The sequence below is a fragment of the Yersinia alsatica genome (assembly GCF_025133195.1).
Classification (GTDB): Bacteria; Pseudomonadota; Gammaproteobacteria; order Enterobacterales; family Enterobacteriaceae; genus Yersinia; species Yersinia alsatica.
This window is the reverse complement of sequence record NZ_CP104006.1, coordinates 1,061,030-1,084,977: the sequence shown is the minus strand read 5'-3', so window position 1 is coordinate 1,084,977 and position 23,948 is coordinate 1,061,030. Positions and strand designations below refer to the sequence as shown.

Sequence of the window (23,948 nt, the reverse complement as noted above, 5' to 3'; positions counted from 1 at the left end):
CAAGCATAAGAATAGAAAGCAAAAAGTCACCCCGGCACTGTCGGGATGACTTTTAAAAATAAAGCGGAGTTACTGCCGGTTGTCGTTTGCTTGGCGCAATAATGAACGGCTTTCTACCAAGAAGCGCTCGGCATAATCGCCAAACCAGTGCTCAACTTTCTGGAAGCTTTGCACAAAAGCTTGCTTGTCACTTTGCTCCAGCAAAGTAATCGCTTCGCCAAAACGTTTGTAATAGCGCTTAATCAACGCCAAATTATCTTCCGATGACATAATGATATCAGCGTAGAGCTGCGGATCTTGTGCAAATAGCCGCCCAACCATCGCCAGCTCTAGACGATAAATGGGTGAAGACAGTGCCAGTAATTGCTCTAACTGCACATTTTCTTCTGCTAAATGCAATCCATATGCAAAAGTCGCAAAATGGCGTAGCGCCTGAATAAACGCCATATTCTGATCATGCTCAACAGCACTGATTCGATGTAACCGTGCGCCCCATACCTGTAACTGCTCCAACAGCCACTGATAAGCTTGCGGGTCACGGCCATCGCAATACACCACAACTTGTTTCGCTAAACTGCCTACATCAGGCCCAAACATAGGGTGCAGGCCAACAACCGGCCCTTCGTGGGCGGCCAACATGGCTTGCAGTGGTTTATTCTTCACTGACGCGAGATCCAGCAAAATACAATCTGACGGCAGTTTTGGTAATCGGTTGATAACATCTTCAGTAATGTGAATAGGCACACTGACAATCACCATACCGGCATCAGCCAGAATAGACTCAGCCTGCGGCCAATCCTCTTGTTCCAGTGTTTTTACCTGATAGCCAGATAGCGTTAGCATTCTGCTGAATAACCGCCCCATCTGGCCCTGACCACCGATAATAACCACCGGGCGCAATTGCGGGCATAACGTCTTAAAACCTTTGTCATTCTCGCTGGTATAAGACTCTCGCATTATTCGGCGCAATACGTCTTCAATCAAATCAGGCGGAACACCCAGAGCCTCGGCTTCCTGTCGGCGTGAGGCCAGCATTGCCGCCTCACGGTCCGGAACATAAATAGGCAAGCCATAACGACTTTTAACTTCGCCTACTTCTGCCACTAAATGCAGACGCTTAGCCAACAAATCCAACAGGGCTTTATCGACTTCATCAATTTGATCACGTAAAGCGGTCAGTTCAGCCACCATACTTACTTTTCCTCTGCAGTCCGTGCCGCCAGCGCTGAACGTAATTCCTGGTGCATTTCACGTAACAAGGTCTCAGTCGTATCCCAGTTAATACAGGCATCGGTCACGGAAACACCGTAGCGCATATCTGCCCGTGGTTGCTCAGAGGACTGATTCCCTTCGTGAATGTTACTTTCCAGCATCACGCCAGTAATAGAACGATTGCCAGCCTTGATCTGCTCAACAACAGATTCAGCGACTGCAGTCTGACGACGGAAGTCTTTATTCGAATTACCATGACTGCAATCTATCATTAAGGATGGAACGAGTCCCGCATCCTGCATCTGTTTTTCGCACTGGGCAACATCTTGTGCGCTGTAATTAGGGGTTTTGCCACCACGTAAAATCACATGGCCGTGTGGGTTACCTTGAGTTTGCAGCAAGCAAACCTGACCAGACTGGTTAATCCCCATGAAACGGTGTGGCATAGCTGCCGCGCGCATTGCATTGATTGCAGTACCCAGGCTGCCATCAGTACCATTCTTGAACCCAACTGGCATGGACAAGCCTGAGGCCATTTCACGGTGAGTCTGCGATTCAGTGGTACGCGCGCCGATAGCTGACCAACTGAATAAGTCACCCAAGTATTGCGGGCTGTTCGGGTCCAGAGCTTCGGTTGCCAATGGCAAGCCCATCTCCACTAAATCCAGCAGCAATTGACGTGCAATTTGTAATCCTTTTTCTACATCGAAAGAACCATCCATCGCAGGGTCATTGATCAGCCCTTTCCAACCAACAGTGGTTCTTGGTTTTTCGAAGTAGACACGCATAACGATATACAGGCTATCACTCAATTGTGCAGAGAGAGTTTTCAAACGACGCGCATAATCCAGAGCAGCATCCACATCGTGGATCGAACATGGCCCACAGACGACCAACAAACGTGGGTCTCGTCCCTGAACAATATCGGCAATAGTTTTGCGTGCAGCTTCAATTGCATACTGACCATTGCTGCTCAAAGGAAACTGGGTTTTCAGTTCTTCAGGTGTCATCAATACTTGTTCAGCACTGATATGGACATTATTGAGCGCGTCTTTTTGCATGATCATATTCTTTACCTATCTCTCTGTTTAGCCGATGTCGTTTAGCGTGTTTGTCGTTTGAAGACTCTACAATACCATGGCGTGTAAAGTTTTCAATCCATATGTGTAAATAAATAATTACCACTAGATTTACAGGCATATTTCAGTCTGACTTTTGCGGTAAGTCGCAGTTTCTGCAGATGCTCCTAACCTCCCTCTGAGGCCATGATAAAATGCCGGAAATTTGTGGAGGCTGTATGTTAAGAGTCATCATCGTCGACGATGAACAACCCGCGCGTGAAGATTTACGCGAAAGACTAAGTGAAGAACATGATATTGAGATCGTCGCCGAATGCAGCAACGCGTTAGAAGCTATCCCCGCAATCCAGCGTCTACAGCCCGATGTGATATTTCTCGACATCCAAATGCCCAGAATTAATGGTCTGGAATTGGCCTCAATGCTGAACCCGGAAAGTATGCCGCACATCGTGTTTGTCACCGCTTACGATGAATATGCTATCCGTGCTTTTGAAGAACATGCCTTTGACTATCTGTTAAAACCCCTCGACCATCAACGGTTGGCAAAAACACTAATTCGCTTAAGAAGAGGCCTTGGTGTAAATAATAATGTACACAAAATAACAGAGCCGATGCTGAGACATATCCCTTGCTCTGGCCACAACCGGATTTTTTTACTGAAAATTGAGGAAGTAGAATATCTCAGTTCTGAGCTGAGTGGCGTGCATGTGGTTGGGACAGTACAATCTGGTTATACCCAGCTCTCACTGAAAACGTTAGAAGAAAAAACACCTTTTGTCCGCTGCCACCGGCAATACATGGTCAATACTGAGCAGCTAGGGGAGATTCAGCTTATGGATAATGGTGCCGCGGAAGTGATTACTCGTAGCGGCAAACATATCCCTGTGAGTCGCCGCTACTTAAAATCCCTAAAGGAGAAATTAGGGATTAACTGAATGAAGCAACAATTTATATCGACCGGGATATTGGCTTAACGCATTTCTCGGTTGAGCAATACTTTTTATATTAAATTATTAGGCAATTATTTCATTAATTGAAAACAAGATTCATACATTAATTTCACATTCAAAAACCTTATATTCTATTTATCCCTTCCAATTCCACTTTAATTAATTAGAAAACTCCGAGCTGATATAAAAATAGAGACAGATCCCAGATTTAATTAATTACATAACTGAACAATATAGCCTTGGTATTAGCAAGGTTTTAATCAATGCCGTCTGCGCTCCGATAGAGAAAACCGAGAGAGCCATACTCATTGCTTAAAACCAGCCAATACGGAATCGAATTTCATTCATGTTGGAAGCAAGGTAATATTATGATAACACTGCAATTTATAATTATAATTCTATGCTTATTACTGGGTACCCGGTATGGCGGCATGGGGCTGGGGTTAATAAGTGGCATTGGCTTATTTATTCTGACGTTTATCTTTGGCCTTGAACCGGGTAAACCGCCAGTTGACGTTATGCTGACTATATTAGCCGTTATTGGTTGTGCGTCGGTATTACAAACTGCCGGCGGCTTAAATGTCATGATGCAATTTGCCGAGCGATTATTACGTCGACATCCACAACATATTACACTACTGGCACCATTCACCACTTGGTCATTAACCTTTTTATGTGGTACTGGGCATGTTGTTTATACCATGTTCCCTATTATTTCTGATATTGCTATTAAAAAAGGAATTCGCCCGGAACGCCCAATGGCCGTTGCATCAGTGGCATCGCAAATGGCAATTACCGCTTCGCCAGTATCAGTCGCCGTGGTGTCATTGGTATCAATTATCGGTGCAAACCATGGCATCGGTCAGGCTTATAGCATTCTGGAGATTCTGGCTATCTCAGTGCCAGCATCCTTAGTTGGCGTGCTGATGGCAGCATTGTGGAGCCTACGCCGTGGTAAAGATTTGGATAAAGATCCTGATTTTCAGGAAAGAATCAAAGATCCAGAGCAACGCAACTTTATCTATGGTTCAACAGATACATTATTAAATAAAGTTTTCCCTAAACAGGCTTATTGGTCCACCTGGATATTCTTTACCGCTATCGCACTGGTTGTATTGCTGGGTGCTTTTGCTGACCTACGCCCTGCTTTTGAAGTTAAAGGCAAGCTGCAGTCATTATCGATGAATCTGGTTATTCAGATGATGATGCTGATTGCCGGTGCAGTGATTCTGATTGGCTGTAAAGTGAAGCCCAGTGATATCTCTAACGGCGCAGTATTCAAAGCTGGCATGGTCGCCATCTTCTCGGTATTCGGTGTGGCATGGATGAGTGATACCTTCTTCCAGGCTCATATGGGTGAGTTGAAGCTGGTACTGGAAGATGTTGTGAAAAGCCAGCCGTGGACCTATGCCATTGTCCTATTTCTGGTTTCCAAGCTGGTTAATAGCCAGGCGGCGGCACTGGCGGCGATTGCCCCGATGGGATTACAACTGGGTGTTGAGCCCAAAATGCTGATTGCCTTCTTCCCAGCCGCTTATGGTTACTTTGTCCTGCCGACTTATCCAAGTGATCTTGCCTGTATTGGCTTTGACCGCTCCGGCACCACTAAGATCGGTAAGTTTATTATTAACCATAGCTTTATCATCCCAGGGCTTATTGGGGTTATCTGCTCATGTATCACTGGCTACCTGCTAGTGACCACTTTTATGTAATAACCAATTAGAACTAAAATAAGGGCCGGATAACTTCTGGCCCTTTAATTATATTCCTACCTTAGCCCAATAAATCTTCACTCATAAGACCAATAAAAAACGCCAATGCGCGATAAAGCTAACCCCTGTTTATGACACTTTAAGAATGAACTCATCAAAAAATCCCGTTTATTATAATTAATTATTCAATCCGAAATATCTTCTGAGTAAGTTGGAGAGCAACTGCTACAATGCGGGCCGCATCACAAACATCATCTTTTTCACCATGGACCTATTATGTTTTCTTTGCGTCATACCAGGGCGTTGCCGTTTTATATCAGCACACTCGCTTTATCCCTAATCAGCACTTCAGTTCTTGCTGACGCGACTGTTTTTACCGCCTTAGACGATCCAGCTACAGCCAAGAAGAGCTTTGATGGTACCGTTGAAGCCGGTTATACCGCACAGTCAGGCAATACGACTAACTCAACACTGACCGCTAACTCGACGTTAACCTGGTTTCAGCCCAACACCGCCTATAGCTTGTGGGGAGCCGCGCGCAATACCAGCTCTAACAATCAGCGTTCTTCCGAACGTTATCAATTGGGCGGCCGTACCCGTTATAATCTAACTGACAGTAACTATCTGTTTGGGCAAGCCAGTTGGCTGAACGATCGCTATAACGGTTTTGACTCTCGCTCGGTGCTAACCACCGGTTATGGTCGCCAGATCATGACTACGCCATTGCATAATCTACGGGTGGAATTTGGTCCGGGTGTTCGTCATGATGAATTCTATGAGGGTGGCCGCGCGACAAAAGCATTGGCCTATGCCGGTGGTAACTATACTTATCAGTTAACTGATAACACGGTCTTCAGTGAAGGTGTTTCTGCATTAGCCAACGAAGAAACTACCCTGAACTCAGAAACTGCATTGAATGTAGCAATCAATAAGAGCTTCGCATTACGTTTAGCTTATGTTGTTACCTACAACACCAAACCACCTGCTAGCGCACCCAAAAATACCGATACCACGACCTCAGTCACTCTGGTTTACGGCCTGTAATTATTCGTCTTTTTAGCGTGGTGTCGTGCCACGCTACTTTCTGTCAGTTACTTGTCCACGCATCCCTAAACCATTCGGAAGTAAATTATTTACACCGGAAAATACCCATAAAAAAGGGGCTAGCACATGGCTAACCCCTTCATAACTATTAACTTTTGGATGAAGCCTGAGCTGTACCTTAGTTAACGCGGTTAAGACGCTCTTTGATACGAGCAGACTTACCAGTACGCTCACGCAGATAATACAATTTCGCTTGACGAACGGCACCACGACGTTTCACAGTAATGCTGTCGATTACTGGGGAGTGAGTTTGGAATACACGCTCAACACCTTCGCCGTTGGAAATTTTACGAACGGTGAACGCAGAATGCAGACCGCGGTTACGAATAGCGATAACCACGCCCTCGAATGCCTGCAGACGCTTTTTAGAACCTTCAACAACCCATACCTTAACTTCCACGGAATCACCCGGACGGAATGCAGGTACATCTTGCTTCATCTGCTCTTGTTCGATTTGCTTGATAATATTGCTCATAATAAGTCTCTTACCCTAGGTAAACTGATATATCAGGAAATTGGCACACGGCACAATGTTCCTTTCATAGTTCTGTTGCTCGGGGCTTGTGTTCCCGTTGGAACTCAGCCAGCAACACCATTTGCTCGTCAGTCAGAGCTAGGCTTTCTAGAAGTTCAGGTCTTCTAAGCCAGGTACGGCCCAGCGACTGCTTTAAGCGCCAGCGACGAATCTCGGCATGGTTACCCGACAGTAATACTGGCGGAACCTCCATCCCTTCTAACACCTCAGGCCGAGTGTAGTGTGGGCAATCCAGCAACCCATCAACAAAGGAATCTTCCTCTGCTGAAGCCTGATGACCCAGCACGCCCGGGATAAAGCGGGATACTGAATCTATCAGAGCCATTGCCGGTAGCTCGCCACCGCTGAGAACGTAATCACCAATTGACCATTCTTCATCAATTTCAGTTTTGATTACGCGCTCATCAACTCCTTCGTACCGACCACACACCAGAATCATCTTCTGATTAGTAGCCAGTTCGCAAACACCCTGTTGGTCCAGTTTGCGCCCTTGAGGTGACAGATAAATCACCTTTGCTCCCTCGCCTGCCGCTGCTTTTGCTGCATGAATGGCTTCCCTTAGCGGTTGCACCATCATCAGCATTCCCGGGCCACCACCATATGGGCGGTCATCCACGGTACGATGCCGATCGTAGGTAAAGTCACGAGGACTCCAACACTGCACGCTCAGCAGGCCATTTTTTACTGCCCGGCCAGTTACCCCGTAATCGGTTATCGCGCGGAACATCTCGGGAAACAGGCTAATAACACCGATCCACATTGTTTTGTTCCACTCACTTTTGCCGTTTAATTCGGAGGTCAAAAACCAGGATCCCAATCTACTTCAACACGTTGAGCAGTGAGATCGACATTCTTGATAACCTGCCCATGAAGAAACGGGACCAACCGCTCCTTCATACCGAATGCATCTTTCAGGTTTGCCTTCACTACCATCACATCGTTAGAACCGGTTTCCATCATATCGATGATTTTACCTAGTTCGTAACCGGTGGTGGTTACTACCTGACAGCCCATAAGGTCTTTCCAGTAGTAATCATCATCACCCAGTGCGGGTAGTTGCTTTGAATCGACGACAATTTCGCAATTAGTCAATAAATTCGCGGCATCCCGATCATCAACACCTTTAACTTTAATGATCAGATCCTGACTGTGGCGCTTCCAGTCTTCCAACTCGACATGCTGCCACTTACCGGCCTGCTGGATAAACCACGGCTGGTAATCAAAAATGCTTTCGGCGTTCTCGGTGGATGAAAATACTCTGAGCCAACCGCGAATGCCGTAAGTTGAACCCATTTTACCGAGAACAATCGGCTGATCGGGAACCACTGGATTGAGTTGTTTGCTCATAATAACCACCACCGCGACAGATTAAGCTGCTTTCTTAGCGTCTTTGATCAGCGCAGATACGCGATCAGAAACTGTTGCACCCAGACCAACCCAATGTTCGATACGGTCCAGATCCAAACGCAGAGCTTCAGCCTGACCAGATGCGATCGGGTTAAAGAAGCCTACACGTTCGATGAAACGGCCGTCACGAGCATTACGGCTGTCGGTCACTACTACTTGATAGAACGGACGCTTTTTAGCGCCGCCACGAGCCAAACGAATTGTTACCATAACATCCTCTTTAGTTAATAAAACAACTGGACCCCATCGGGGAACGGGGTCCAGTTGCAATATAAAAAGCCCGAAAATTTTACTCATTTTGGCGCAAAAAGCAATCTAAAGCGTAGATTCCTATGCGCTAGTTTTGTAATGAGTCAAATTCTCTTCGTTTACCGCCGTTTTCAGCGGGAAATCTTTACTCATTTCACGCCGGTTAACTTCACAGCGTGAGATGACATTTAGCGACCTGGGAAACCCGGCGGCATCATACCTTTCATGCCACGCATCATTTTGGCCAAGCCACCATTTTTCATTTTCTTCATCATGCGCTGCATGTCATCAAATTGCTTAAGCAAGCGGTTGACATCCTGCACCTGCACACCTGAGCCGAGTGCGATACGGCGCTTACGTGAGCCTTTGATGATTTCGGGTTTTGCGCGCTCTTTCAGCGTCATCGAGTTGATGATGGCCTCCATACGCACTGTTACCTTGTCATCCATCTGGGATTTCACGTTGTCAGGTAACTGACCTGCACCCGGCATTTTGCTTAACATGCTCGCCATGCCGCCCATATTGCGCATTTGCTTCAGTTGATCCAGGAAGTCATTGAGATCGAAGCCATCGCCTTTTTTCAGCTTAGTTGCCAGTTTTTCCGCTTGTGCGCGGTCAACTTTGCTTTCGATATCTTCAATCAGCGACAGTACATCGCCCATACCCAAAATGCGTGAAGCCACGCGATCTGGGTGGAACGGCTCAAGCGCTTCTGACTTTTCGCCTACACCGAGGAATTTAATCGGCTTGCCAGTAATATGGCGGATAGACAAGGCGGCACCACCACGGGCATCGCCATCAACTTTGGTCAGTACCACACCGGTAAGTGGCAATGCTTCGTTGAATGCTTTCGCCGTATTGGCGGCATCCTGACCGGTCATGGCATCGACAACAAACAGTGTTTCAACCGGCTTAATCGCGGCATGAACCTGTTTGATTTCGTCCATCATCGCTTCGTCAACGTGCAAACGACCCGCGGTATCGACAATCAGAACATCATAAAACTTAAGCTTCGCCTGTTGCAGAGCACGATTGACGATATCAATCGGTTTTTCCTGCACATCAGACGGGAAGAAATCAATGCCAACACCTTGAGCCAGTGTTTCCAACTGCTTGATCGCCGCAGGGCGATACACGTCGGCAGACACCACCAGCACTTTTTTCTTATGTTTTTCTTTAAGGAACTTACCCAGCTTAGCCACACTGGTGGTTTTACCCGCCCCTTGCAGACCAGCCATCAATACTACTGCTGGCGGTTGTGCTGCCAGATTCAGTTCGTTATTGACCTCGCCCATGGCGGCAATAAGTTCATTTTTAACTATTTTGACGAATTCCTGACCTGGCGTAAGGCTTTTGTTCACCTCATGCCCGACAGCTCGCTCTTTTACCCGGTTGATAAAATCACGCACCACCGGCAGAGCTACGTCAGCTTCTAGCAACGCCATGCGTACTTCACGCAGCGTTTCTTTAATATTTTCTTCTGTCAGCCGGCCACGGCCGCTGATATTGCGCAGTGTGCGCGACAATCGATCAGTTAAGTTCTCAAACATTGTCTCATACTCAACGTGGAAACAGGCCGCTCTGGCGACACAATGGGGGGATTATAACACGAAGCTTAAACGATCTCTGCCCTCACGTCGGAGAACGGTTGGAGAGGAACGCGCTCAACGCTATACTGGCTATCTAATTCACTTAGCCGATGCCCATATAACGCTATGCCCGTGTTCTCCATTTTGGCTTTGATCGCTTATTTGCTCAGCCTGGGCTTGATTGTCCCAAGTCTGGTGCAGAAAAATAGTGCTTACCGGCGGTTAGCGCTGGTTTCTGCTGTCGTGGCGCTAGTGTGCCATGCTATTGCTCTGAAGCATCAAATTTTTGATGTTGGCGGAGGTCAAAACCTCACTTTATTGAATATCGGCTCCATTGTCGGGCTGATGATCTGCACTATTATGACGATTGTCGCCTCACAAGGGCGTGGCTGGTTCTTACTGCCAATTGTCTACAGTTTTGCCATGATCAATTTGGCACTGGCCAGTCTGCTGCCGGGGGAGTTTATTACTCATCTGGAAGCCAGTCCTGCCATATTCGTCCACATTGGGCTGGCCCTCTTTGCTTATGCAACGCTCATCATCGCGGCACTGTATGCCCTACAACTGGCTTGGCTCGATTATCAGCTAAAAAATAAGAAAGTTACATTTAACGCTGATATGCCTCCGTTGATGAGCATCGAGCGTAAAATGTTCCATATTACGCAGATTGGCGTGGTATTACTGACGTTAACGCTCTGTACCGGCTTACTTTACATGGACAACCTATTTAGCAAAGAAAACGTCCATAAAGCGGTATTATCGATCATGGCTTGGTTCGTCTACATTGTTTTACTATGGGGCCATTATCATGAGGGTTGGCGTGGGCGCAGAGTCATTTGGTTCAGTTTCGCCGGCGCATTTTTACTGACATTGGCTTATTTTGGCAGCCGTCTGGTTCAGGAAATCATGGTCCCTTAATCGTGATTAAAATCGTCCACATCTGGCCTGCATTGTAATTAAGGAACACTGAGTTGGATCACGTATCAACTAGCACGCTGATCATTATTCTTGTCATTATGGTCATAGTTTCGGCTTATTTTTCTGCTTCCGAAACCGGCATGATGACCCTGAATCGCTATCGCCTACGTCATTTATCCAAGCAGGGAAATCGCGCTGCACGTCGAGTCGAGAAACTGTTACGCCGCCCTGACCGCCTGATAAGTCTGGTGTTAATCGGCAACAATCTGGTCAATATTCTGGCTTCTGCGCTCGCAACAATTGTCGGTATCCGCTTATATGGGAATGCTGGAGTTGCTATCGCCACCGGGGTTCTGACGTTTGTGGTGCTTATTTTTGCCGAAGTGATGCCGAAAACTATTGCGGCTCTTTATCCTGAGCGCGTTGCCTTTCCCAGCAGTGTATTACTTGCACCATTGCAAAAGATCATGCTGCCGCTGGTCTGGTTGCTCAATACCATCACTCGAGGATTAATGCGTTTGTGTGGTATTCGCGGGAATGTGCACAGCAGCGATGCCGTCAGTAAAGATGAATTGCGCAGCATTGTGAATGAATCCCACTCACAAATTTCCCGCCGCAATCAAGATATGTTGATATCCGTGCTAGACCTGGAAAAGGTTACCGTCGGCGATATTATGGTGCCACGCAATGAAGTGGTTGGTATTGATATCAATGATGATTGGAAATCAATCATGCGCCAGCTCACTCACTCACCTCATGGCCGCATCGTGTTATATCGCCAATCACTGGACGATGCTATTGGCATGCTGCGAGTGCGGGAAGCCTATCGACTGATGACCGAGAAAAAAGAGTTTAATAAAGAAAATCTGTTACGTGCTGCTGATGAAATTTACTTCATTCCAGAGGGCACGCCACTGAATGTGCAGTTGGTGAAATTCCAACGCAACAAAGAAAAAGTCGGCATGATTGTCGATGAATATGGTGATATTCAAGGATTGGTAACGGTCGAAGATATTCTGGAAGAGATCGTAGGTGACTTCACCACGTCAATGTCCCCAACACTGGCCGAAGAGGTCAATCCACAGAGTGATGGTTCAGTCCTGATTGATGGCAGTGCCAGTGTGCGTGAACTGAATAAAGCATTTAACTGGTCGCTACCTGTCGATGCTCGCACTATCAATGGCATGTTATTGGAGGAGCTTGAGGATATTCCGCAGATAGATGCTCAAGTTCGCATTGGGAATTATTTGATTGATGTGCTGGATGTACAAGACAATATGATTAAGCGGGTGCGGGTAACACCTATCCTGCATGATAGCCATTCTGGCTAACCCCTCAATTCCAGTGCTTTGTAGCAAATAAAAAAGACGCCTTATCAGCGTCTTTTTACATTTATCTACTCAGAAAACACGGCAACTGAATGCTAGATATGCAGCTCTTTAAGCTTTTCTTTCGGTAATGCCAGTTCATCATTGTGGTTGATGCCCACATCACTATCAAGAATATTTCTCGCAATGGTCTGTGCCTCTTCCAGCGAATGCATGTGATAAGTACCGCACTGAAACTCATTCAGCTCAGGAATTTTTCGCTGATCGGTAACTTTCAATACATCTTCCATTGCTGCTTTCCAGGCTTTAGCAACCCGTTGCTCATCAGGTGTACCGATCAAGCTCATGTAAAAGCCAGTACGGCAGCCCATTGGCGAAATATCGATGATCTCAACACCATCACCATTAAGATGATCACGCATGAACCCAGCGAATAAGTGTTCCAGGGTATGAATACCCCTCTCCGGTAGAATGTCTTCATTCGGTTTACAGAAACGCAAATCAAATACGGTAATTGCGTCACCATGAGAGGTTTTCATGGTTTTAGCTACGCGAACGGCTGGCGCATTCATTCTTGTATGGTCAACGGCAAAGCTATCCAATAATGGCATTTAGTCACCTCCTCATAAAAAAATAATTTTTATTCGATCTTTTTTCGCAACCCATGAAACTTTTTTATTTCCTGCGCGTCTTAATATGTGAAAGACGCGCATTTGTTATCATCATCCCTGTTAACAGAGATGTTAATTTGGCCACAGCAATGTGGCCTTTTCTTTTTATTGGCCGCCGTGAAGCGCCAAATACTCTTCAAAGCTTAGCTTATCTTTGAGTTCCAGCTCACGTTGACGTACCCATGACGCTGCACCTTCTGCAGATAATTGCTCTTCTGTCAGTAATTCCAGTGGTTCACTTTGCAGCATTTCTCGGTAGCGTTCCGCTAGCTCAAGCCCCACACCACCAATACCACCTTCTTTCATCGCTTGCAAAATGCGCGCAGAGAACGTCAAACTCGGGTCATCAAAGGACGCGACAAGCTCGTCACAGACCTGTTGATACTCCGTGCTATCTTTACCATCCAGCACTTCTGCAACGCGGCGTAAGTCGGCAAACAGGTCTTTACCGACCTTTTCCAACGGCTCACGAGTATCGTTGCAACCCATACCGATAGTCTGGCCCGGTTTACGCCCTTCCAAAATGACCCGATTCCAGTTCTTACGGGTGCACAGTAATTCATCACTGCTCATTTCAGGCGCATCAGCCAATACACACCAGATTAAGAATAGATCAAGGAAACGAGCTTGTACTGCATCAACCCCAATTGGAGAGAATGGATTGATATCCAGCGAGCGCACTTCGATATACTCAATGCCGCCACGTAACAAAGCATCAGACGGCGACTCGCCAGCACGGGTAACCCGTTTAGGGCGAATTGGTGCATACAGTTCATTTTCAATCTGCAACACATTGGTATTCAATTGCAGATGACGGTCACCATCTTTTAGCCCCAATGCGGCATATTCTTCTGATGGCGTTTGAATTGCGCGTTTCAGAGCAACAACATAGGTGTGCAGGTCATTAAACGTAATGCCCAAATTGCTTTGTGATTTATTGGTATAACCCAAGTCACTCAGGCGCAATGAGGTGGCATATGGCAAATAACACATTCCTTTGTCATTGCGCTCAAACGGCAATGCCGTCTCACGCCCTTGCAGGAATGATGAGCAAATGGCCGGTGAAGCACCAAATAGATAAGGAATTACCCAGCCGAAGCGGTAGTAATTGCGGATCAGGCGAAAATATCCTGCGGAAATCTCTTCCTTACCGCTTTTCTCATCGGTAACACCTGCCCATGCCTGCCAAAACTCCAACGGCAAAGAGAAGTTATAGTGCACACCGGAAATAGTTTGCATCAGCGCACCGTAGCGGTTTTTTAATCCCTCACGGTAGAGTGTTTTGAATCGGCCAATATTTGAAGATCCATATTTAGCCAGTTCGATATCCTGCTCAGCGCCGATAAAACAAGGCATGCTAAGCGGCCACATACGCTCATCACCCAGTTTACGTGCGGTATAGCGGTGAATATCACGTAAAAAAGTCAGCAGATGATCGATATCGCCATCTACTGGTGTAATGAATTCCAGCAATGCCTCGGCAAAATCGGTGGTAATCCATTGATGTGTCAGTGCTGCACCCAGTGATTCTGGGTGGCCCGTCGAGGCGAGTTGGCCATCGGCAGTGACTCTCAATGTTTCCCGCTCGATACCGCGACGGATCCCTTTCAGGGCTTTTGGATGCGCTTCCAACCAAGTTAGCGCGTGTGATACATCCGGGATCAAATCGACCTCCCGCTCTTGAAAACCATAACTCATCAGCATACTGAAACTGCATAGATGTGACTACGTAAGTTTGTCACACTCTTTACTGCCACCAGGCAATTCCTTGCAACGTAATTACCGTTAACACGATATAACGCAATGCTTTTCCCAAACATAAGAAAAAAGCCACAAGACCCCAAGGCATACGCAGCCAGCCTGCCAACACACACATCAAATCGCCTACCACCGGTAACCAGCTCAATAACAGAGCTGCCGGACCAAAACGCTGAAGCCAGCCAAGAGCTGTGCTCAACCCACGCTGTGGTTTTAGTTCCGGTAATAAACGGCCTATAACAACATTTGTTAGCCCCCCCAGAGTATTTCCGATGGTGGCAGACAACACCAGCATCATTGCCGGCGCACTACCTGCCGTTAATAGGGTGACTAACAGAATTTCAGAATTTCCGGGTAAGAGTGTCGCGCTGAGGAAACTACTCCCAAATAGTGAAGCAATAGCTAGCGTACTACTCACAGTAAGCGCACATCAACTATTGCCATATTTGCCCTTTTCGCAGCCTCAACACCAAAATCAGCATCTTCAAAGACCACGCATTTATCGGGATTAACACCGAGTAATTGTGCACAACGTAAGAATGTCTCAGGCTCTGGCTTATGTTTGGTGACATCATCGGCACCAACAATAGCATCAAAGTAGCCGAGTAAACCAAGGTGACCTAAAAGCATCTCTGCCATGGCGTGCTCGCTTCCTGTTCCTACAGCCATAGGTTTACGACCATGATAGGTTTTAACCACGTCTATGAGCGGCAGGGGCTTCACATTGTCCAACAGCATCGTTTTCACCAATGCAGTTTTCTCAGCAGCCAATAAATGCGGATCGAGGTCTGATTGGTGATTTTCAATGATTACGCGGGCAATTTGCCACGTTGGCGAACCATTCAGAGCCACCATAGCTTGCTCTTCAAACTGCATACCATAAGGGGTTAGCACCTGACGCCATGCCTGACGGTGAGTCGACTCCGTGTCTAGGATGGTGCCATCCATATCAAAGATCAGGCCTTCATAGCGATCGTACATCGTGACTCCACGACCAGGGAGAAAATGAAAAGCTACTTTATCGCAAACTAATCAAATTGTCGCTAACTGCATAACCAATTGAATTAAATCAATAAATAATCATTATCAATAGGTTATTACGCTATTTTGCATAGTAAAAATCAATAAGTTGGGAAGTTAATAACAGATGGCGGGGCTAAAAGGCTTAATTTGACTAGTGTCTAGGTGCCATGAGGCCAGAAAGCAGAAAACCCCGCCGTAGCGAGGTTTCTTAATATGGTGCACCCAGGAAGATTCGAACTTCCGACCGCTCGGTTCGTAGCCGAGTACTCTATCCAGCTGAGCTATGGGTGCAGTTTTGTATGTCTAATTTTTTCGGGGGCGTTTCAGCGAGTGAAACTTAACAACAAGATTTATGACCTAGAAGATGGTGCACCCAGGAAGATTCGAACTTCCGACCGCTCGGTTCGTAGCCGAGTACTCTATCCAGCTGAGCTATGGGTGCAATTAATTCTTTGACACTACCTGATGTTCATTTAACTATTTCACCATACTGCAAAATATGGTGCACCCAGGAAGATTCGAACTTCCGACCGCTCGGTTCGTAGCCGAGTACTCTATCCAGCTGAGCTATGGGTGCATAGTAAATGGCGGTGAGGGAGGGATTCGAACCCTCGATACAGCTTTTGACCGTATACTCCCTTAGCAGGGGAGCGCCTTCAGCCTCTCGGCCACCTCACCATACGCTTCTTGCGAATTGTGCCTAACTTGCTTTTGAAGAAGCTCATCGGCACTGCGTGGCGCACATATTACTTTCCCGCACTTATAAGTCAAACAATTTTTCCTAACTCACGTTCATTTGCACAATTCACGCACAACATGACCAGTTTGACGCCAAAAAGAGTGTTTTATCAACAGGCAAGATAGTGATTATTACGGTGTAATCGAAGAGAGGGAAAAAAGAAATTATCCTGACCGCTTAGTTAAATGGGCCGCAAACAGAAAATTATGACAGGAATAAGAACGTAAAAAATAGATAAGTAGCAGAATTGAGGGAGAATAGACAGCAGTAGCGCCTCGTGTAACACGAGACGCTTCTTCAAAATCAGTAAGTCGTCGGTTGAGACTTTTCTGCTTGGATACGCTGGTAGATTTCTTCACGGTGAACAGAAACCTCTTTCGGAGCATTTACACCAATTCGAACTTGGTTGCCTTTAACCCCTAATACAGTAACCGTAACCTCATCGCCAATCATGAGTGTTTCACCAACTCGACGAGTCAGAATAAGCATTCTTTGCTCCTTGAAAAATTAAAAGAGTCGGGTCTCTCAGTTTCCCCGCCATTATCCATCATACACCGTGAAAACGTAAGCTATCACATTCACATAAAATGTAAGTAGCTTGGTCAAGTCTCTAACTAATACAAGTTTAGCTGAAGCAAACAACTTTGCGTTTAACTTTGTTTTCGAACTATGACAGGAAAATTGAAAAACGCCATACCCAGCAGAGAGATATGGCGTATTGATTTAATAGGTCATTGTTTACTTATAAACGGGATTCTACCCATGCCTCAACACTTGCCAATGCTGATGGCAGTGCCTGCACATCAGAACCGCCCGCCTGGGCCATATCAGGGCGCCCACCGCCTTTACCGCCAACCTGTTGAGCAATATCAGCGATCAACTCGCCTGCTTTTACTTTGCTTGTGAGGTCTTTGGTCACCCCAACAATCAAACTGACCTTATCATCGGCTGTTGTTGCCAGCACAATAATAGCGGACCCCAGCTGATTTTTAAGATCATCAACCATAGTACGCAGCATTTTTGGTTCAACATTATCCAACTGACTAACTAAAAGTTTCACCCCTTTCACCAATTTTGCATTGGACGACAATGAGGCACTTTCCTGAGCAGCTTGCTGATCTTTCAATTGCTGGAGTTCACGCTCAAGCATTTTACTACGATCCAGTACTGCACGTACTTTATCAGCCAGATTATTAGTATCGCCTTTCACCAGATGAGCGACATCTGCCAACAAGTCGCTTTGCTGATGCAGCAGCGCAATAGCCCCTTCACCGGTTACCGCTTCAATACGGCGAATACCAGCTGCAGTACCTGACTCTGACAAGATGCGGAACAGACCAATATCACCCGTACGATTGGCGTGAATACCGCCACACAGTTCGGTTGAAAAATCACCCATGGTCAAGACGCGCACCTGATCGTCATATTTCTCACCAAACAGAGCCATCGCGCCTTTTTCTTTTGCCGCTTCTAACTCCATAACTTCAGTCTGGACTGGCATATTACGGCGAATCTGCTCGTTGACGATATCTTCGACCAAACGAATCTGCTCTGGCTTCATTGCTTCAAAATGAGAGAAATCAAAACGCAGGTATTTATCATTGACTAGCGAGCCTTTCTGAGCGACATGTTCGCCCAGAGTTTTACGCAATGCCGCATGCAGTAAATGAGTTGCAGAGTGGTTCAGGCGAATACGGTTACGTCGTGCGACATCAACCTGTGCATCAATGCTGTGGTTAACGCGCAACGTTCCGTGAGTTAATTGCCCTAAATGCCCGATTGCCTGGCCATATTTTTGGGTGTCCGCCACAGCAAAAGTTGCCGTCGCATTTTTTAACTCACCCTTATCGCCAACTTGACCACCAGACTCACCATAGAATGGTGTTTGGTTCAGGACAACAACCGCTTCTTCACCTTCATGAATTTCATCTACAGCTTCGCCATTGCGGAACAATGCGGTAACTGTTGCTTGCTGATGAACATGGTCATAACCAGAGAACTGGCTCGCACTATCAACTCGGATCAGGTTGTTATAATCTGCGCCAAAGCCACTGGATTCACGAGCACGGCGGCGCTGAGCTTCCATTGCTTGCTCAAAACCAGCTTCATCCACTTTCAGATTGCGCTCACGGCAAACATCTGCGGTTAAATCGATAGGGAAACCATAGGTGTCATATAAGCGGAAAGCGGTCTCACCATCAAGGGTATCACCCGTCAATTTGCCCAGTTCTTCATCCAACAGCGCTAAACCACGTTCTAATGTGCGTGCAAACTGCTCTTCTTCAGTTTTCAGAACCTGCTCTACCATCGCCTGCTGTTGCTTCAATTCATCAGCAGCAGAGCCCATAACTGCAATGAGTGGGGCAACTAACTTATAGAAGAAAGTCTCTTTGGCACCCAGCATATTACCGTGACGAATAGCACGACGAATGATACGGCGTAGAACATAGCCACGGTTTTCATTCGACGGAATTACGCCATCAGAAATAAGGAAAGCACAGGCGCGGATATGGTCAGCAATAACACGCAGCGACTTACTGGAAAGGTCAGTCGCACCCGTGACATCGGCTACTGCACTAATCAAATTGCGGAACAGGTCAATCTCGTAGTTCGAGTTAACATGCTGTAATACTGCAGCAATACGCTCAAGCCCCATGCCCGTATCAACTGACGGCTTAGGTAATGGCAGCATAGTGCCATCAGACTGGCGGTTAAACTGCATGAAGACGATATTCCAGATCTCAATATAGCGATCACCGTCTTCTTCTGCGGAGCCAGGAGGCCCACCCCAGATATGGTCGCCATGGTCAAAGAAAATCTCTGTACATGGGCCACAAGGACCGGTATCACCCATTTGCCAGAAGTTATCTGATGCAAAGGCGGCACCTTTATTATCACCAATACGGATGATACGCTCACGCGGTACCCCAACTTCGTTGGCCCAAATTTCGTAGGCCTCGTCATCAGTTTCGTAAACAGTTACCCAAAGTTTTTCTTTCGGTAGATTAAACCACTGTTCGCCGGTTAATAACTCCCAAGCGAAATTGATGGCGTCATGTTTGAAGTAATCACCGAAGCTGAAGTTACCCAACATTTCGAAGAAAGTATGATGACGCGCGGTATAACCTACATTTTCAAGGTCATTATGCTTACCACCTGCTCGCACACAGCGCTGAGAGGTCGTCGCACGGGAATAAGCCCGTTTATCCAAACCTAAGAAAACATCCTTAAACTGGTTCATCCCGGCATTGGTAAACAACAGCGTAGGGTCATTATTAGGGACCAAAGAGCTGCTTGATACAACCTGATGTCCCTTGCTATGGAAGAAATCGAGAAACGCTTGACGAATCTCAGCGGTGCTCTTGCTCATAATTGTCCCGGAAACAAGCTAAAAGAATAGCCCGTGAGCAAATCGGGTGCCTATAACTGACAACACAATGGGTAAGCTCACGAACAAAAAGTGGGACTAAGATAAATTTTCTTCGAAGGGAAGTAAAATCCCGCGTGCATTCATTCGTCAAAATCACTGAAAATAGACTGAATTTCTTCCTGGAAAAAGCCACGATAGAGAAGATATCGCTGAACCTTGGCCTTTTCTTTCCATTCAACAGGTAAAATTTCACTAAATTTACGCTGCGCGACCTCTTTTGCGAGCAAACTCCAGTCAATTTCACTAATTTCAAAAGCGGCTTGAATGAGTTCTTTATCGACACCTTTTTGCATCAATTCAGAGCGAATGCGTTGTGCACCATATCCTTTGCGACTGCGGCTATTAATGTAGCTGGTAGCAAAGCGGGAATCATCCAGCCAATTATGTTGATAGCAGTAGGCAATAACCTGTTCGATAACTTTTGGATCGATATCCTCGGCGGGCTCCTCACTGCCACTAACTGCACGCTTTCCCCAATGACCTTTTGCCGAAAATGGCTGTACTGCAAGTTTGCGACGCAGTTCAGATTCACTATGATCGCGTTGAGAGAGGAGTCTCATGGCCCGGCTCAGTAAGTCATTCATAATTACCCTTCTTACTTGAAGTTACAGCGGTGTTAGCTACACTCTTTCACCCGAATCACTGACCAATGTCAGCTCATCGGGATTCATTCGTTTGCTGCCTTGCTGTAACTCCAATTACTTTGGGTAATACCCTTATTACTCAAAGTTGCAGCGGGGTTAGCTACACTCTTTCACCCGAATCATTGACCAATGTCAGCCCATCGGGATTCATTCGTTTGCTGCCTTGCTGTAACTCCAATTACTTTGGGTAATACCCTTATTACTCAAAGTTGCAGCGGGGTTAACGGCACTTTCTGTCAGTTACTAAAACGGCCCACTAAGTGAGCCGTTTATTAATGGTTTACCGTGCAAACTCGATCAAAACTTTACGAATTAAAACTCTTCGCTGGTTTCATCAGTTTCATCGGCAAATGCTGCAGTGGTAACAGCTTGTTCGCCATTTCCGCCATTGAGCAGCATTTCACGCAATTTTTTATCTAACTCAGCAGCTACTGCTGGGTTTTCTTTTAAGTAGTTACTGGCATTCGCTTTACCCTGACCAATTTTGTCACCGTTATAGCTATACCATGCACCTGCTTTTTCAATCAGCTTGTGCTTAACACCCAAATCAACAAGCTCTCCGTTGATATTGATACCTTCACCATACAGGATCTGGAATTCAGCTTGCTTGAATGGCGCTGCAATTTTGTTTTTTACAACTTTAACGCGCGTCTCGCTACCTACAACCACATCACCTTCTTTTACTGCACCAATACGACGAATATCTAAACGTACAGAGGCATAAAATTTAAGTGCGTTACCGCCAGTGGTTGTTTCAGGGTTACCAAACATAACGCCAATTTTCATACGAATCTGGTTAATGAAGATTAACAAGGTATTCGCATTCTTCAGGTTACCGGCCAACTTACGCATAGCCTGGCTCATCATACGTGCCGCAAGGCCCATATGGGAGTCACCGATTTCGCCTTCAATTTCAGCTTTTGGTGTCAGTGCTGCCACGGAGTCAACAATGATGACATCTACTGCGCCAGAGCGAGTTAGTGCATCACAGATTTCCAGTGCTTGTTCACCGGTATCTGGCTGGGAACACAGCAGGTTATCAATATCTACACCTAATTTTTTGGCATAAATTGGATCAAGAGCATGTTCGGCATCAATGAACGCACAAGTTTTACCTGCACGCTGTGCAGCGGCGATAACTTGTAAAGTCAGCGTTGTTTTACCTGATGATTCAGGGCCATAAATCTCAACAATACGCCCCATTGGCAGGCCACCCGCCCCCAATGCGATATCAAGAGAAAGAGAACCTGTAGAGATGGTTTCAACATCCATTGAGCGGTCTTCGCCAAGGCGCATGATAGAGCCTTTACCGAATTGTTTTTCAATTTGGCCCAGTGCTGCTGCTAACGCCTTTTGTTTATTCTCATCAATAGCCATTTTTACTCCCTCTCTGGTATGCCGGGTTACCCCTGTCATCACCACTGAATGTTGTTTTGTGCAGGAAATTACCGCTAATTATACTGTACAATCATACAGTATCAAGCCTATTTTTACAGAAAATCATCTAATAGTGTTTGTAGTGCAAAAACAGTTGCTTGCAACCGCACAGCATCACGGTCGCCATGAAAAAGCTGTTTACGGGCCACAATCTGTCCTTCACCTGTTGCAAAAGCAAACCATACCGTACCTACCGGTTTCTCTGCGCTACCGCCGTCTGGCCCAGCAATACCACTGATTGATATCGCAAAATCCGCATTGGCTTTCCGCAATGCGCCATGTGCCATTTCTTGCACTACGGCTTCACTCACTGCGCCATAACTTTCCAACGTGCTTTCTTGCACACCCAGTAAATCATGTTTTGCGGCATTGCTGTAAGTTACAAAGCCGCGATCAAAATAAGCTGAGCTGCCTGCAATATCAGTCAGTGCCTTGGCAACCCAGCCACCAGTGCAAGATTCAGCACAAGTCACCCAAGCTCCGCGTTCCTTTAGCTTATTGCCGACTGCAATACTGAGTTGGCGTAATTGTTTCTCGTGCATTGTTCCCCCGACTCAACTGAGATTTTCTGTCGCCGATAGTAGCACTTCTTTCGGCTGTAGCGGCAACCGTGCTCAGTTATGCGAAACGCTTCGCAGGGTGCAATGAAAAAAAGCACTTTTCTGTACAAAGCTTTACCTCAGGAACTCAGCTGTTAGTATCAAAATAAAGAGGATGCGGCTGGCGACATCTGCAATTCCGGCAATTTATCCGGAATGATGAACTAAGGACGTGACAGTGAAAAAAATTCTTAACGCCTTCTTCCCCCTTTATAGCGCCACCGTGTTGATGCTATTAGGCTCAGGTTTATTGACGACCTATATCTCGCTACGTCTCACGGCTATCCATGTCTCTGGTGCATTAATCGGGGCAATTATCGCCGCAAACTATATTGGTTTGGTGATCGGAGGCAAGGTCGGCCACTTCCTGATTGCACGGGTAGGCCATATCCGGGCTTATGTGGCCTGTGCCGGCATTATTACCGCCGCAGTGTTAAGTCATGGCCTTACTGAATATATCCCTGCGTGGGTGGTTCTGCGCTTGATTATTGGCCTCTGCATGATGTGCCAGTTCATGGTGTTAGAAAGTTGGCTTAATGATCAGGCGGAGTCTAATCAGCGCGGCACGGTGTTTGGTTTCTATATGGCAGCGACCTATGCCGGCATGGCATTGGGCCAAGTGGTATTAATGCTTCAGCCCGAATTGGGTTTAAGCACATTGATGATTATCGCTCTGTTTTTTGCCCTTTGTTTGGTGCCTGTCGCACTGACCACTCGCAGTAATGCCCAACAGATGTCCCCTGCCCCCATGGAGCTGAAATTCTTTATCAGCTCGATTCCCAAAATACTGGCATCGACATTGGTTATCGGCATGATTGTCGGCTCGTTTTATGGCCTTGCACCGGTCTATGCCAGTCTGCAGTCGCTTTCTACCCAAGAAACCGGCCTATTCATGGCACTATCAATTTTTGCCGGTTTGGTTGCTCAACTGCCGCTCAGTTGGTTGTCAGACCGCTATAACCGTACGTTATTAATACGAATTAATGCTTTATTACTGGCACTAACTGCACTGCCCCTAGCCTTAGTGCCCCATATTTCGTTCCATTTTTTACTGGGTTTAGGTTTTGTCGTCAGTATGTTGCAGTTCACGCTTTATCCCTTGGTCGTGGCACTGGCCAATGACCTGATTGCGCCAGAGCGGCGAGTCTCACTCGCGGCGTGTTTATTGATGTCATTTGGGGTGGGGGCCAGTATCGGGCCACTGGCTGTCGGTGCGCTAATTGCGCCTCTCGGCGGTAACATTCTGTACGCGTTCTTCTCACTCTGTGGTTTAAGCCTGATAGCATTCAGCCGAACCGTGAAACAGGATCAAGATGAATTTGTTAACGATGCCCCTGTGCCACATATGGCGATACCCGACAGCTTGGTCAGTTCCCCACTCTCTCCGGCGTTAAATCCAAGTTTTGATGAGCAATTAATCCACGACATTATGCCGCCGCCAGATCAACCGGAAGGAGAAAATGAACCCGAGGAAAATGCCTCAGAAAGCCATCCTAAAGAGCAGTAGCGCTGAGTGTCAATTCGGTACTGCTTGTTATTTATTCGGCTTTGAATAAAAATACCA

At 46.5% G+C, this 23,948-nt stretch carries 22 protein-coding genes and 4 tRNA genes; 6 read left to right on the top strand and 20 right to left on the bottom strand.

Going from position 1 to position 23,948, the window contains the following annotated elements; all coding sequences use genetic code 11:
* Positions 1 to 69: 69 nt before the first annotated feature.
* On the bottom strand, positions 70 to 1,191 hold the full coding sequence (tyrA, locus tag N0H69_RS04740; protein ID WP_050106371.1) for a bifunctional chorismate mutase/prephenate dehydrogenase: 1,122 nt from the start codon (positions 1,189 to 1,191) through the stop codon (positions 70 to 72).
* A 2-nt stretch (positions 1,192 to 1,193) separates the two neighbouring features.
* Entirely contained in the window at positions 1,194 to 2,273 is a 1,080-nt protein-coding gene (locus N0H69_RS04735; RefSeq protein WP_050106612.1) for a 3-deoxy-7-phosphoheptulonate synthase, read from the bottom strand.
* Positions 2,274 to 2,509: 236 nt separating this feature from the next.
* Between N0H69_RS04735 and btsR the strand changes: the two genes are divergently transcribed.
* The 3 genes from btsR to N0H69_RS04720 all read left to right on the top strand — a co-directional run bounded on the left by btsR (position 2,510) and on the right by N0H69_RS04720 (position 5,997).
* The gene (btsR, locus tag N0H69_RS04730; protein ID WP_050147615.1) at positions 2,510 to 3,226 is read left to right on the top strand and encodes a two-component system response regulator BtsR; all 717 of its coding nucleotides are present in this window, start codon (positions 2,510 to 2,512) and stop codon (positions 3,224 to 3,226) included.
* Between the two features lie 383 nt (positions 3,227 to 3,609).
* Positions 3,610 to 4,953 (top strand): anaerobic C4-dicarboxylate transporter, encoded by a 1,344-nt coding sequence (locus tag N0H69_RS04725; RefSeq protein WP_050121425.1) that lies wholly within the window; start codon positions 3,610 to 3,612, stop codon positions 4,951 to 4,953.
* Between the two features lie 276 nt (positions 4,954 to 5,229).
* A complete protein-coding gene (locus N0H69_RS04720) occupies positions 5,230 to 5,997 on the top strand; it encodes a DUF481 domain-containing protein (protein ID WP_050106374.1) in 768 nt (255 codons plus the stop codon).
* Between the two features lie 178 nt (positions 5,998 to 6,175).
* Here N0H69_RS04720 and rplS read toward each other — a convergent pair whose 3' ends face one another.
* The 5 genes from rplS to ffh form a co-directional block, all read right to left on the bottom strand.
* Entirely contained in the window at positions 6,176 to 6,532 is a 357-nt protein-coding gene (gene rplS, locus N0H69_RS04715; protein WP_004712521.1) for a 50S ribosomal protein L19, read from the bottom strand.
* Positions 6,533 to 6,596: 64 nt separating this feature from the next.
* A complete protein-coding gene (gene trmD / locus N0H69_RS04710) occupies positions 6,597 to 7,352 on the bottom strand; it encodes a tRNA (guanosine(37)-N1)-methyltransferase TrmD (protein ID WP_050106375.1) in 756 nt (251 codons plus the stop codon).
* 38 nt (positions 7,353 to 7,390) lie between these two features.
* Positions 7,391 to 7,939, bottom strand: coding sequence for a ribosome maturation factor RimM (gene rimM, locus N0H69_RS04705; protein WP_050121426.1), 549 nt, complete (start codon positions 7,937 to 7,939; stop codon positions 7,391 to 7,393).
* Positions 7,940 to 7,960: 21 nt separating this feature from the next.
* The gene (gene rpsP / locus N0H69_RS04700) at positions 7,961 to 8,209 is read right to left on the bottom strand and encodes a 30S ribosomal protein S16 (protein ID WP_004712517.1); all 249 of its coding nucleotides are present in this window, start codon (positions 8,207 to 8,209) and stop codon (positions 7,961 to 7,963) included.
* 227 nt (positions 8,210 to 8,436) lie between these two features.
* On the bottom strand, positions 8,437 to 9,798 hold the full coding sequence (ffh, locus tag N0H69_RS04695) for a signal recognition particle protein (protein ID WP_050106377.1): 1,362 nt from the start codon (positions 9,796 to 9,798) through the stop codon (positions 8,437 to 8,439).
* Between the two features lie 165 nt (positions 9,799 to 9,963).
* On the opposite strand from ffh, the gene N0H69_RS04690 reads away from it, so the two are divergent.
* Together N0H69_RS04690 and N0H69_RS04685 are read left to right on the top strand one after the other, a co-directional pair.
* Positions 9,964 to 10,755, top strand: coding sequence for a cytochrome C assembly family protein (locus N0H69_RS04690; protein ID WP_050106378.1), 792 nt, complete (start codon positions 9,964 to 9,966; stop codon positions 10,753 to 10,755).
* 53 nt (positions 10,756 to 10,808) lie between these two features.
* On the top strand, positions 10,809 to 12,086 hold the full coding sequence (locus tag N0H69_RS04685; protein WP_144417136.1) for an HlyC/CorC family transporter: 1,278 nt from the start codon (positions 10,809 to 10,811) through the stop codon (positions 12,084 to 12,086).
* Between the two features lie 92 nt (positions 12,087 to 12,178).
* On the opposite strand, the gene luxS is transcribed toward N0H69_RS04685, so the two are convergent.
* The 13 genes from luxS to pncC form a co-directional block, all read right to left on the bottom strand.
* Positions 12,179 to 12,694: an S-ribosylhomocysteine lyase gene (gene luxS, locus N0H69_RS04680; protein ID WP_050121427.1), complete on the bottom strand. Its 516-nt coding sequence runs from the start codon at positions 12,692 to 12,694 to the stop codon at positions 12,179 to 12,181.
* 165 nt (positions 12,695 to 12,859) lie between these two features.
* On the bottom strand, positions 12,860 to 14,458 hold the full coding sequence (gene gshA / locus N0H69_RS04675) for a glutamate--cysteine ligase (protein ID WP_172665401.1): 1,599 nt from the start codon (positions 14,456 to 14,458) through the stop codon (positions 12,860 to 12,862).
* Between the two features lie 43 nt (positions 14,459 to 14,501).
* Entirely contained in the window at positions 14,502 to 14,930 is a 429-nt protein-coding gene (locus N0H69_RS04670; protein WP_050121428.1) for a YqaA family protein, read from the bottom strand.
* A complete protein-coding gene (gene yqaB, locus N0H69_RS04665; protein ID WP_050150179.1) occupies positions 14,927 to 15,493 on the bottom strand; it encodes a fructose-1-phosphate/6-phosphogluconate phosphatase in 567 nt (188 codons plus the stop codon). The genes N0H69_RS04670 and yqaB overlap by 4 nt, the downstream gene beginning before the upstream one ends.
* Positions 15,494 to 15,749: 256 nt before the next feature.
* Positions 15,750 to 15,826, bottom strand: a tRNA-Arg gene (locus N0H69_RS04660).
* A 74-nt stretch (positions 15,827 to 15,900) separates the two neighbouring features.
* A tRNA-Arg gene (locus tag N0H69_RS04655) sits at positions 15,901 to 15,977 on the bottom strand.
* Between the two features lie 58 nt (positions 15,978 to 16,035).
* Positions 16,036 to 16,112 (bottom strand) — tRNA-Arg (locus tag N0H69_RS04650).
* 8 nt (positions 16,113 to 16,120) lie between these two features.
* Positions 16,121 to 16,213 (bottom strand) — tRNA-Ser (locus tag N0H69_RS04645).
* A gap of 364 nt (positions 16,214 to 16,577) precedes the next feature.
* Positions 16,578 to 16,763 carry a carbon storage regulator CsrA gene (gene csrA, locus N0H69_RS04640; protein ID WP_002209449.1) on the bottom strand — a complete coding sequence of 62 codons (186 nt, stop codon included), beginning with the start codon at positions 16,761 to 16,763 and terminating at the stop codon, positions 16,578 to 16,580.
* 253 nt (positions 16,764 to 17,016) lie between these two features.
* Positions 17,017 to 19,644 carry an alanine--tRNA ligase gene (alaS, locus tag N0H69_RS04635; RefSeq protein WP_050106382.1) on the bottom strand — a complete coding sequence of 876 codons (2,628 nt, stop codon included), beginning with the start codon at positions 19,642 to 19,644 and terminating at the stop codon, positions 17,017 to 17,019.
* Between the two features lie 140 nt (positions 19,645 to 19,784).
* On the bottom strand, positions 19,785 to 20,288 hold the full coding sequence (gene recX, locus N0H69_RS04630) for a recombination regulator RecX (RefSeq protein WP_050150180.1): 504 nt from the start codon (positions 20,286 to 20,288) through the stop codon (positions 19,785 to 19,787).
* Positions 20,289 to 20,660: 372 nt separating this feature from the next.
* Complete coding sequence (gene recA, locus N0H69_RS04625; protein ID WP_032910054.1) at positions 20,661 to 21,725, bottom strand: recombinase RecA; 1,065 nt, start codon at positions 21,723 to 21,725, stop codon at positions 20,661 to 20,663.
* Between the two features lie 113 nt (positions 21,726 to 21,838).
* A complete protein-coding gene (gene pncC, locus N0H69_RS04620; RefSeq protein ID WP_050106384.1) occupies positions 21,839 to 22,327 on the bottom strand; it encodes a nicotinamide-nucleotide amidase in 489 nt (162 codons plus the stop codon).
* Positions 22,328 to 22,562: 235 nt separating this feature from the next.
* Between pncC and N0H69_RS04615 the strand changes: the two genes are divergently transcribed.
* Entirely contained in the window at positions 22,563 to 23,891 is a 1,329-nt protein-coding gene (locus N0H69_RS04615) for an MFS transporter (protein ID WP_050121431.1), read from the top strand.
* The last annotated feature ends 57 nt before the right edge of the window (positions 23,892 to 23,948 follow it).

Coding starts and splice junctions, on each gene's coding strand:
- tyrA (WP_050106371.1), bottom strand. CDS start 1,191: ATGGTGGCTGAACTGACCGCTTTACGTGATCAAATTGATGAAGTCGAT.
- N0H69_RS04735 (WP_050106612.1), bottom strand. CDS start 2,273: ATGCAAAAAGACGCGCTCAATAATGTCCATATCAGTGCTGAACAAGTA.
- btsR (WP_050147615.1), top strand. CDS start 2,510: ATGTTAAGAGTCATCATCGTCGACGATGAACAACCCGCGCGTGAAGAT.
- N0H69_RS04725 (WP_050121425.1), top strand. CDS start 3,610: ATGATAACACTGCAATTTATAATTATAATTCTATGCTTATTACTGGGT.
- N0H69_RS04720 (WP_050106374.1), top strand. CDS start 5,230: ATGTTTTCTTTGCGTCATACCAGGGCGTTGCCGTTTTATATCAGCACA.
- rplS (WP_004712521.1), bottom strand. CDS start 6,532: ATGAGCAATATTATCAAGCAAATCGAACAAGAGCAGATGAAGCAAGAT.
- trmD (WP_050106375.1), bottom strand. CDS start 7,352: ATGTGGATCGGTGTTATTAGCCTGTTTCCCGAGATGTTCCGCGCGATA.
- rimM (WP_050121426.1), bottom strand. CDS start 7,939: ATGAGCAAACAACTCAATCCAGTGGTTCCCGATCAGCCGATTGTTCTC.
- rpsP (WP_004712517.1), bottom strand. CDS start 8,209: ATGGTAACAATTCGTTTGGCTCGTGGCGGCGCTAAAAAGCGTCCGTTC.
- ffh (WP_050106377.1), bottom strand. CDS start 9,798: ATGTTTGAGAACTTAACTGATCGATTGTCGCGCACACTGCGCAATATC.
- N0H69_RS04690 (WP_050106378.1), top strand. CDS start 9,964: ATGCCCGTGTTCTCCATTTTGGCTTTGATCGCTTATTTGCTCAGCCTG.
- luxS (WP_050121427.1), bottom strand. CDS start 12,694: ATGCCATTATTGGATAGCTTTGCCGTTGACCATACAAGAATGAATGCG.
- gshA (WP_172665401.1), bottom strand. CDS start 14,458: ATGCTGATGAGTTATGGTTTTCAAGAGCGGGAGGTCGATTTGATCCCG.
- yqaB (WP_050150179.1), bottom strand. CDS start 15,493: ATGTACGATCGCTATGAAGGCCTGATCTTTGATATGGATGGCACCATC.
- csrA (WP_002209449.1), bottom strand. CDS start 16,763: ATGCTTATTCTGACTCGTCGAGTTGGTGAAACACTCATGATTGGCGAT.
- alaS (WP_050106382.1), bottom strand. CDS start 19,644: ATGAGCAAGAGCACCGCTGAGATTCGTCAAGCGTTTCTCGATTTCTTC.
- recX (WP_050150180.1), bottom strand. CDS start 20,288: ATGAATGACTTACTGAGCCGGGCCATGAGACTCCTCTCTCAACGCGAT.
- recA (WP_032910054.1), bottom strand. CDS start 21,725: ATGGCTATTGATGAGAATAAACAAAAGGCGTTAGCAGCAGCACTGGGC.
- pncC (WP_050106384.1), bottom strand. CDS start 22,327: ATGCACGAGAAACAATTACGCCAACTCAGTATTGCAGTCGGCAATAAG.